Genomic DNA, 9,504 nt, shown 5'->3' with positions numbered 1-9,504 from the left:
GGGTACGGATGCGCCGGACGGGGGCGGCATCGTCACGGACGGGGCTACCGGCGGCTGCATCGTCACCGGCGGGGCGGCGGGCGGCTGCACGGTCACCGGGGGTGCCGGAGCGGGGGCCGCGTGCTGGGGTTCGTCCACCGTGATGCCGAAGTCCGTCGCGAGTCCTTCGAGGCCGCTGCTGTAGCCCTGGCCGACCGCGCGGAACTTCCAGGCGCCGTTGCGGCGATAGAACTCCCCGAGCACGAAAGCGGTTTCGACGGTGGCGCCGTCACTGTCGAAGCGGGCGGCCACCGTGTCCCGCGCCGCGTCACGGACCTCGATGTACAGGCCCGGGACCTGCCCGAAGGTGCCACCGTCCGCGGAGGCGGCGAGCACGATGGTCTCGATCGTGGGCTCCACGCGCGCGAGGTCGACGAGAAGGGTGTCGGTGATGCGGCCGCCCGCGTCCCGCTTGCCCTCGTGCCGCACCGCTCCGGAGGAGTGCACGGGCTGGTTGTAGAAGACGAAGTCGCCGTCGGAGCGGACCTTGCCGCCCACGAGCAGCAGCGCCGAGGAGTCGGCGTCGGGCACGCCCGGCCCGGAGCGCCAGCCCAGTTCCACCCGCAGCGCCGTCTGCGGCACCGGTGTGTTCGAGCCTTTCGACATTGACATGTCCGCCCCCATCACGTGTCGCCGCGCCAGTACGGGTCCGGCGGCCGTTCGGCCCGCCCTTCGAACAACCTATTCCCCAGGACGGCGAAGTCCCATGAGGAGCACCGCGCGACACCGGACCGACCCGCCGGTAACCCGCCCGGAACATGGGCTTTACCGGATCAGAACCCTGTTCGCCGTCCCATTTTGCCGCGTTCGCTCGCATTGGGGCTCCCGAGTCACTGCGGACACGGAAAACAACCTTCTTATCGGTCTCCCCAACCAGCACATCGTGGGCTTAACTTATGTGCCATGACCTCCCCCCGCTCCACTTACGGCGGTGGCTACTACTCCGCCTTCCCGGACACCCCGATCTACGACAAGCTCGTCGCCGAGCGGGGCACCCCGCAGATCGCCCCGATCCGGGTCCCCGCCGCCTACGACATGCCCGGCAGCAGCCTGCCCGCGCTGCCGTCGGCCCTGCCCGCCCTCCCGGCGGGCCCCTCCCAGCCCTCCTACGGCTACCCGCAGGCGCAGCAGCCGTCCCCGCTGCAGCAGGCACCCGCCGCGTACATCCCACAGCAGGCCACGGCTCCGAGGGGCTATCCCGGCCCCCAGCAGCAGCCGCAGCCGATGCGTCCGATGACGGGCGGCTCCGGTTACGAGGCGATGCGTCCTGCCGCTCCGCGGCCCGCCGCGGCCCCGTACCAGGACCCGTACAACAACCAGCAGCAGTACCGGGGCTACTGAGCCGTCCTGTCGGGCCGCCCGCGCGGCCTGGCACGATGGCCGCATGGGGAACACGCTGCTGCAGTCGATCCACGTCCATCCGGTCAAGGCGTTCCGGGCCGTCGCGGTCCGGGAGGCCGTCGTGGAGCCCTGGGGGCTGGCCGGGGACCGGCGCTGGGCCCTGGTCGACGACGGGGGAAAGGTCGTCACACAGCGTCAGCAGCCGCGCCTCGCACTGGCCGCCGCCGAGCTCCTGCCCGGCGGCGGCATCCGTGTCTCCGCACCCGGCACGGATCCGCTGACCGTGCCGGTCCCCCGCCCGGCCGGCACGATCTGGGTGGAGATCTTCGGCGAGAAGGTCGAGGGCGTACCGGCCGAGGATCCGGCCGCGCACGCGTGGTGCAGCGCGTACCTCGGCGCCGGTACGCGTCTGGTGCACATGGACGATCCGGCCAGGCGCCGGCCCGTCGATCCCGAGTACGCGCTGCCGGGTGAGACCGTCACCTTCGCCGACGGTTTTCCGCTGCTGCTCACCTCGGACGCCTCTCTCGACGCCCTCAACTCCCTGATCGCGCAAGGCACCCACCCGGCCGAGGGACCGTTGCCCATGAACCGTTTCCGGCCGAACGTGGTCGTGACGGGCAGCCCCGCCTGGGCCGAGGACGGCTGGCGGCGCATCGCCGTCGGCGATGTCACCTTCCGTGTCGCCAAGTTGTGCGGGCGCTGCGTGGTGACCACCACAGACCAGGACACCGCCGTACGCGGCAGGGAGCCTTTGCGCTCGCTCGGGCGTCACCGCCACATCGACGGCAAACTGGCCTTCGGGCAGAACCTCGTGCCCCTCTCCCGCGGCACGATCCGGGTCGGCGACCCGGTCACGGTCCTGGAGTGAAGACCCGGCGCGTCCGCTCGCGGAGAAAGACGGAGAAAGATCCGGACAACGGGGGTGACGCGGGAACCCCTGCCGGGGGGCCGGGCGTTGGGTTCTTCGTGAGAAGTTCCTGAGAGGCCCCGGTCGCAGGTGATTTCCCTCTCTCTTTGACCGGGACTCAAGGTGAACGCCTCCGCCGGGAGTTATCACGGAGCGGGAAGGGGGTGCGGGACGGTGCGAGCAATCCGGGGACTCTGGCGTTGGCGGCACAATCCGCTGCGCCGCACGAGCGATCTGGTCGAGGCGTGGGTGGCTCTGGTCACCCTGCTGCTGATCCTGGTCGCCGCGCCCGTGATCGGCTCGCTCGTCGGCGGTGCCGCCCAGGACGCCCTGCAGCGGGCCGCGAAGGACCAGCAGGCGGCCCGGCATTCGGTGACGGCCACCGTCGTGCGCAAGCTGGACCGCTCCCCGCTGGACAGCGACCCCGAGACCACCTCGGGCCGGGACCTGCGCAGCCGCGTCCTCGCCCAGTGGACCGCCCCGGACGGCACCGCCCGGCAGGGTGCCGCCCTCGCGGCCCTCACCTCGCCGCACCACGGCGACCATTTCCGGATATGGACCGACGCGCACGGCCGCATAGTGGCCCGCCCGCTGGACTCCGCGACGGCCACGACCCACGCGGTGCTCGCCGGGTTCGGCGCCGCCCTGCTGACCGCGGGAGTCGTCGAGGGCGGCCGCCGGATGATCGTCTGGCGCATGGTCCGCCGCCGTTACGCCCGTTGGGACCAGGCCTGGGACAAGGCGGGTCCCGACTGGGGCCGGACCGGCACCGGCAGCTGACGGCCTGACGGCTCTGGTCAACCCACCACCCGCGCGCACGCTACGGTGGACCGGCCGAGCTTCTTCGGCAGCACAAACCCGCGTACGACGAGGTGGGGGCACGGCAACGCCATGGCACAGGGCACGGTCCAGGTGACGCACACCGGCACATCGCGGTGGCGGCGCCGCACGGGTGAGTACGCGTCGCTCGCCGCCGCCCTGGAGGCCGCGGCGGACGGTGACGTCCTCACCGTCGCTCCCGGCACCTACCGGGAGAACCTCGTGGTGCAGCGGGCGGTGACCCTGCGCGGCCCCGAGGGCTCCCCCGGCTCGGTGCGGATCGCCCCCATGGACGGGGTGCCGCTGACCGTGCGCGCCTCCGCGGTGGTCCAGGACCTGCACGTGGAGGGCCAGGACGCCGCCGCGCCCGCCCTGTTGGTCGAGGAGGGCACCCCGGAGCTGCTGGACGTGCGGATCGTCACCCGCTCCGCGGCCGGCATCGAGGTGCGCGGCGGCGCGCGTCCGACCGTGCGCCGCTGCACCGTCGACAACCCCGCCGGCGTCGGCATCGCCGTACTCGACGGCGGGGGCGGGGTGTTCGAGGAGTGCGAGGTGGTGGCCGCCGGCCAGTCCGGTGTCGCGGTCCGCGGCGGGGCGCACCCGCGTCTGGAGCGCTGCCGCGTCCATCACGCCTCGGGCTCGGGCCTGTCGGCGACCGGGGAGAACTCGGCCCTGGAGGCGGTGGGTTGCGAGGTGTACGAGGTGCGCGGCAGCGGCGTCCAGGTCACCGCCCGCGCCACCGCGCATCTGACGGACTGCGATGTGCACCGCACCACGACGGACGGTGTCACGCTCGACACCGACGCGGTGCTCACGCTGGAGGACTGCCGGATCCACGACATCCCGGAGAACGCGGTCGACCTGCGCTCCCGGTCGGTGCTCACCCTGACCCGCACGACGGTGCGTCAGTTCGGGCGCAACGGCCTGTCGGTGTGGGACCCGGGCACGCGCGTGGACGCCAACCAGTGCGAGATCTTCGACAGCACCGGCGACTATCCGGCGGTGTGGGTCAGTGACGGCGCCACCGCCGTGCTGGACTCCTGCCGGGTGCACGACGTGCCGGACGCGCTGTTCGTGCTGGACCGCGGCTCGCGCGCGGACGTCGTCGACAGCGACCTCTCCCAGGTGCGCAACACGGCCGTGTCGGTGAGCGACGGGGCGACGGCCCAGCTGGACGACTGCCGGATCCGGGACGCTGCGACCGGCGCCTGGTTCCGTGACCACGGCAGCGGCGGCACGCTCAACAACTGCACCGTGGACTCCACCCAGACCGGAGTGATCGTCACCAAGGGCGCGGATCCCACGATCGAGCGCTGCACGGTGGACTCCCCCGCGGAGGCCGGCTTCTACGTCTCGGCGGGCGGCCGGGGCAGCTTCCTCAACTGCCGGGTGACGGGCAGCGGCGGCTACGGCTTCCATGTGATCGACGGCTGCCGTACGACGCTCAGAAAGTGCCGCACGGAGCGGTGCGCACGCGGCGGGTACGAGTTCGCGGAAGCCGGCCCCGACGCGGCACCGGGGAGCGGGCCCGTCGTCGAGGACTGCACCAGCGACGAGAGCGGCGGGGGGCTGCGGCCGCCCGTGGCGCATGAGACCGCCGTGGAGACCGTGAACCAGTCCCCCAGTCTGCTGGGGTCGATTCCCGGGCAGCGCATCACCGAGCAGGAGCCCCTGGTGGCCGCCGCCGGGCCGGAGCAGCCGGTGCGCACGTCGAAGGCCGTGCTCGGGGAGCTCGACGCGCTGGTCGGACTGGAGAGCGTCAAGCGCGAGGTGCGCGCCCTCACCGACATGATCGAGGTGGGGCGGCGGCGCCGGCAGGCGGGCCTGAAGGCGGCCTCGGTCAAGCGGCACCTGGTCTTCACCGGCTCCCCCGGCACCGGCAAGACCACCGTGGCCCGGCTCTACGGCGAGATCCTCGCCTCCCTCGGTGTCCTGGAGAAGGGGCATCTCGTCGAGGTCTCCCGCGTCGACCTGGTCGGCGAGCACATCGGCTCCACCGCGATCCGCACCCAGGAGGCCTTCGACCGGGCCCGCGGCGGGGTGCTGTTCATCGACGAGGCCTACGCGCTGTCCCCCGAGGACTCCGGCCGTGACTTCGGCAAGGAGGCCATCGACACCCTGGTGAAGCTGATGGAGGACCACCGGGACGCGGTCGTGGTGATCGTCGCGGGATACACGGCCGAGATGGAGCGCTTCCTGTCGGTCAATCCGGGTGTCGCCTCTCGTTTCTCGCGGACCATCACCTTCAGCGACTACACCCCCGAGGAACTGCTGCGGATCGTGGAGCAGCAGGCCGAGGAGCACGAGTACCGGCTGGCGGACGGTACCGCCGAGGCGCTGCTGCGGTACTTCACCGAGATCCCCAAGGGCGCGGCGTTCGGCAACGGCCGCACCGCCCGGCAGACCTTCGAGGCCATGGTCGAACGGCACGCGGGCCGGGTCGCCCAGGTCGCGGAGCCGTCGACCGACGACCTGACACTGCTCTTCCCGGAGGACCTCCCGGACCGGTCCTAGGCGATCCCGCCGGCGTCCGCCACGGCGTCGAGATCCGATGCGGACGGTTCATCGGCGCCGTGGGCACGGGGTGCCACGGGGACGCGGGTGCGGGCGGGCTCCGGCCGTGCGGGGGTGAGCAGGGCGATCGCCTTGAGCACGGAGGCGATGGCGGAGCCGATCCCCAGGCCCGTGGCGCCGACGGCGGCGACGACCTGAGCGGCGTCGGACGGCACCAGCGCGCCGTGCCGCTCGAACCCCGCGACAGCACCGCGGGTGCAGGCCCACGCCACGAGGAAGGCCACCGCCGACACCAGCGCCAGGGCCGCCGCCTGCCGCAGCCCGGGGGCGGTGGCCCGTGCGGTGCGCTGGGGTACGGCCGCGATGTAGACGTGTGGGGCCGGAGCGGGGGCGGTAGGAACTGTGGTCTCCGCGCGGGCGGGAGGCCGCGCGGCGGTGTCGTTGCGCCGCTCCTCCTGTTCCCTCGGGGCGGGGAGCCGTGGGCCGAGCCGGGCCAGGAGGCGGGCGCGTTCCTCGGCGAAGGCGGGGTCGGCCTGGTAGTCGGAGTGGCCGAGGATCGGGGCGGGCAGCGGGTGCCGGGCGGTACGGCCGTAGGCGAGCGGGTCCTTCAGCGGGGCACGGTCCACTTCGGGGCCGCAGTCGCCGGCCAGCCGGACCGGGCCGCCGATGGGGTCGGTCAGCCGGTAGAGGTTGCGCCAGCAGGCGACCTCGCGGTGCAGGGAGCTGAGTGCGGCCGGGCCGAAGTGGGCGGGGAACCAGCGGCCGTAGAGGCGTTCCAGCGGGGAGCCGTAGGTGAGCAGGGCGACTCGTTTGCGGACGGACGGCTTCAGCTGCCAGGCCGCCGCGGCGGCGAGCACGCTGCCCTGGGAGTGTCCGGAGATGACGAGGCGGCCGCCGGTGGCATGGGTCCAGCCGGCCATGCGCCAGCTGAGGTCAGGCACCGCGCGCTCGGCGTAGCAGGGCGGGGCGAAGGGGTGGGCGGCGCGCGGCCAGAAGGTGCCGACGTCCCACAGGATGCCGATGGTGCGGCGGGCGGAGGCGTCCTTGTAGGCGCGCCTGCCCCAGGTGACGAACAGGACGAAGCCGAGCCCTATCAGCCAGGAGCCCAGTCCCTGGGCGGTCTGGGCGGCGCCGTGCACGAAGGCGTGGGCGTGCCGGGCGGCCGGTCCGGGGGCCCGGTCGGTGAGGCTCGCGCCGACGATGGCACCGGCGCCCAGGAGCAGGGTCGCGGTGGAGGCGACGGCGACGACGAGGGGGGCGCGGTCGGTGAGCGTGGCCATCACGCGCGTGGTGGCGATGGCGCGGGTGCGGGCGGGGTCGACGGATACCCCGGGGTGGTCGAGCTCCACCTCTCCCAGCTCGGTGCGGCGCAGCAGCCAGGCCCGCCGTCCGAGGCCGGCGCACAGCACCAGCAGGACGAGAAGCAGGACGGGGATCACGGACGCCTGCCAGGTCAGCAGGACCGGGGGGCCGGCGAGGAAGGTGCCGGTGCCGTCCAGCCAGTCGGACACCCGCTGGGAGACACCACCGGACATCACCCCGCCGAGGGCGCAGGCCAGCATCGCGACGGCGGGTCCGCCCAGGCCGCGCAGGACCGCACGCCGGTCGGGAGCGGTGCGGTACAGCGCACGGGCGCACACGGCGAGGGCGACGACCAAGGCGCCCTGGATCAGGGCGAGCCCGCCGAAGGTGGTGCCGCCACCGGGCAGCCGGCCGGCCGACTCCCACCCCGGGCGCTCCCAGCCCGCGTACCCGGCGGCGAGAAGCAGCAGGAGGAGGGCGGCGAGCGGCAGGCGTCGTACCAGACGCGTGTCGAGTGCCTGGTCGAGGCGGTTCTCGGTGCGCCCCCGGCGGCAGACCACCCACAGCACGACGAGGGCGGTGGCGGCGAGGGCCGTGTACAGCAGGACGCCCAGGGTCTCGAGTACGGCGGGGCTGTCCGGTCCACGGTCGAAGCGCCAGGCGGACGAGGCGACGGCCGCGGCGACCGTCAGCAGTCCGGCGGCGGTGTGGGCGGCGCGCAACCGGGCGACCAGGCGGCGGCCGTACCAGAATCCGGGGCGGCCCAAGGATGTGTGGTCGCCGTCCTCGTCGGTTTCGTCGAGGTGGGAGACCGGCCGCACCGACTCGTACGCGCTCCAGGTGCGGCGGGAGAGGTACCACAGCAGTCCGGTGAGCGCGGCGGGCACGACGGCGGCCAGCGCGAGGCGGCGGCCGGGTCTGCTCCACCAGCCGTCGTGCGACAGGTCGGGCGACAGGAAGCCCAGCCAGGAGTGCCGCTCGGCGCACGCGCGTGTGCCCGCGCACTGCCAGGCGGCGAGGTCGAGGGCCACCTCGCAGGCGGCCGCGACCAGCAGCACCGTCAGGGTCAGCCCGACCAGCCGGACCAGCAGTCCGTAGAAGCGCACCGTGCGCGACCGGCCCCGCGCGGTGGGCCGCATCCAGTGGGCGAGGTTGGCCACCATGAAGGGCAGCAGCAACAGCCACAGGGCGCGGGCGCTGTTCCCGGAGGTGAGATTGCACCAGACGTACGCCTCCGGGACCGGTCCGCCCCGGTGGTCGTCGGGTCTGAGTTCCGCGTCGACGTCATCGGCGCGCCGGAAGAGGGCCGCCGTGTCGTCGCCGGCGATCCGCACCGTGCGCGGATCGGCGAGCATCTCCTGCGGTGTCGTCCCGCCCACGCCGTGGACCAGCAGTTCCAGGGCGATCCCGGATCCCCCGGGCCCCTCGGCGGGGCCGGCGTTCGAGACAGGTTCCTGCGCACATTCCACTGTTCGCACTTCCCCCGTGACGCGCCGTCGGCTTGTGTCCGTGCGGGCACAAGGGTTGCCGCTGGGGCAGCCGCGTACACCTCTTCTCACGGAATTTCCCCGATACGTGTGCCGCAGGAGCAAGGCGTGTGGCGCGGGTGGCGGGGGATCGGCGTGCCGGTCGGTGGCGTCATCGGCGGGGGCACGTGCGAGGATGGGACCTCCCCTGCACCGGATGCGGGAAAGAACGCCCTCGTCGGAGGGGGCGTGGCGGGCTGATTGAGGCGAAAGGACCGGAGCGTACGTGAGTGAGAATCAGAACCTCCTCGCGGAGCAGCGGCGCTCCCTGATCCTGGACGAGGTACGACGCCGGGGCGGGGTTCGTGTGAACGAGCTGACGCGCAAGCTCGGCGTGTCCGACATGACCGTGCGCCGTGATCTGGACGCGCTGGCCCGGCAGGGCGTGCTGGAGAAGGTGCACGGCGGCGCGGTGCCGGTGGTCGAGGCGAGCACGCACGAGCCGGGCTTCGAGGCGAAGTCGGGTCTGGAGCTGACGGCCAAGGAGGACATCGCGCGCGCGGCGGCCGAGCTGGTCACGCCGGGTACGGCGATAGCGCTGTCGGGCGGTACGACGACGTACGCGCTGGCGCACCAGCTGGTCGACGTGCCCGATCTGACGGTGGTGACCAACTCGGTACGGGTGGCCGACGTCTTCCACGCGGCGCAGCGCACCACGGGTCCCCGGCAGGGCGCGGCCACGGTGGTGCTGACCGGCGGGGTGCGCACGCCGTCCGACTCGCTGGTGGGGCCGGTGGCCGACCAGGCGATCGCCGCCCTCCACTTCGACGTGCTCTTCCTCGGTGTGCACGGGATATCGGTCGAGGCCGGCCTGTCCACGCCGAACCTCGCGGAGGCGGAGACCAACCGCCGTCTGGTGCAGTCGGCGCGACGGGTCGTGGTGGTCGCCGACCACACCAAGTGGGGTGTGGTGGGCCTGAGTTCGTTCGCCGCGCTGGAGCAGGTCGACACGCTGGTGACGGACGCCGGGCTGGCGGGCGAGGCGCGCGAGGAGATCGCCGAGCATCTGCGGCGGCTGGTGGTGGCGGGCGAGGAGGAGGACTGATCCCGGCC

Annotated in this window: 6 protein-coding genes and 1 pseudogene; 5 read left to right on the top strand and 2 right to left on the bottom strand. The window is 73.3% G+C overall.

Annotation, left to right across the window (positions count from 1 at the left end; genetic code table 11):
- On the bottom strand, positions 1-645 hold a 645-nt coding region (locus tag GRC12_RS19325), incomplete at its 3' end, for a TerD family protein (protein ID WP_208780566.1).
- A gap of 297 nt (positions 646-942) precedes the next feature.
- Here GRC12_RS19325 and GRC12_RS19320 point away from each other — a divergent pair.
- The 4 genes from GRC12_RS19320 (at position 943) to GRC12_RS19305 (ending at position 5,623) form a co-directional block, all read left to right on the top strand.
- Entirely contained in the window at positions 943-1,380 is a 438-nt protein-coding gene (locus GRC12_RS19320; protein WP_208780563.1) for a DUF6643 family protein, read from the top strand.
- 43 nt (positions 1,381-1,423) lie between these two features.
- Positions 1,424-2,251 carry an MOSC domain-containing protein gene (locus GRC12_RS19315; RefSeq protein WP_208780562.1) on the top strand — a complete coding sequence of 276 codons (828 nt, stop codon included), beginning with the start codon at positions 1,424-1,426 and terminating at the stop codon, positions 2,249-2,251.
- 213 nt (positions 2,252-2,464) lie between these two features.
- Positions 2,465-3,070 carry an Rv1733c family protein gene (locus GRC12_RS19310; RefSeq protein ID WP_208780561.1) on the top strand — a complete coding sequence of 202 codons (606 nt, stop codon included), beginning with the start codon at positions 2,465-2,467 and terminating at the stop codon, positions 3,068-3,070.
- Between the two features lie 111 nt (positions 3,071-3,181).
- Complete coding sequence (locus tag GRC12_RS19305) at positions 3,182-5,623, top strand: right-handed parallel beta-helix repeat-containing protein (protein WP_208780560.1); 2,442 nt, start codon at positions 3,182-3,184, stop codon at positions 5,621-5,623.
- Between the two features lie 449 nt (positions 5,624-6,072).
- Here GRC12_RS19305 and GRC12_RS19300 read toward each other — a convergent pair.
- Positions 6,073-8,394 (bottom strand): annotated as a pseudogene (locus GRC12_RS19300) (hypothetical protein); the annotation flags it as partial.
- A 283-nt stretch (positions 8,395-8,677) separates the two neighbouring features.
- Between GRC12_RS19300 and GRC12_RS19295 the strand changes: the two are divergent.
- Entirely contained in the window at positions 8,678-9,496 is an 819-nt protein-coding gene (locus GRC12_RS19295; RefSeq protein WP_208780559.1) for a DeoR/GlpR family DNA-binding transcription regulator, read from the top strand.
- Positions 9,497-9,504: the final 8 nt, after the last annotated feature.

The organism is Streptomyces griseorubiginosus, from assembly GCF_017614965.1.
Classification (GTDB): domain Bacteria; phylum Actinomycetota; class Actinomycetes; order Streptomycetales; family Streptomycetaceae; genus Streptomyces; species Streptomyces griseorubiginosus_B.
The sequence above is the reverse complement of the archived record's forward strand: the minus strand, read 5'-3'. Positions and strand labels throughout refer to the sequence as shown.

What these genes read in the sequence shown, in the direction of transcription:
- GRC12_RS19320 (WP_208780563.1), top strand. Translation starts at nt 943, where the DNA reads ATGACCTCCCCCCGCTCCACTTACGGCGGTGGCTACTACTCCGCCTTC.
- GRC12_RS19315 (WP_208780562.1), top strand. Translation starts at nt 1,424, where the DNA reads ATGGGGAACACGCTGCTGCAGTCGATCCACGTCCATCCGGTCAAGGCG.
- GRC12_RS19305 (WP_208780560.1), top strand. Translation starts at nt 3,182, where the DNA reads ATGGCACAGGGCACGGTCCAGGTGACGCACACCGGCACATCGCGGTGG.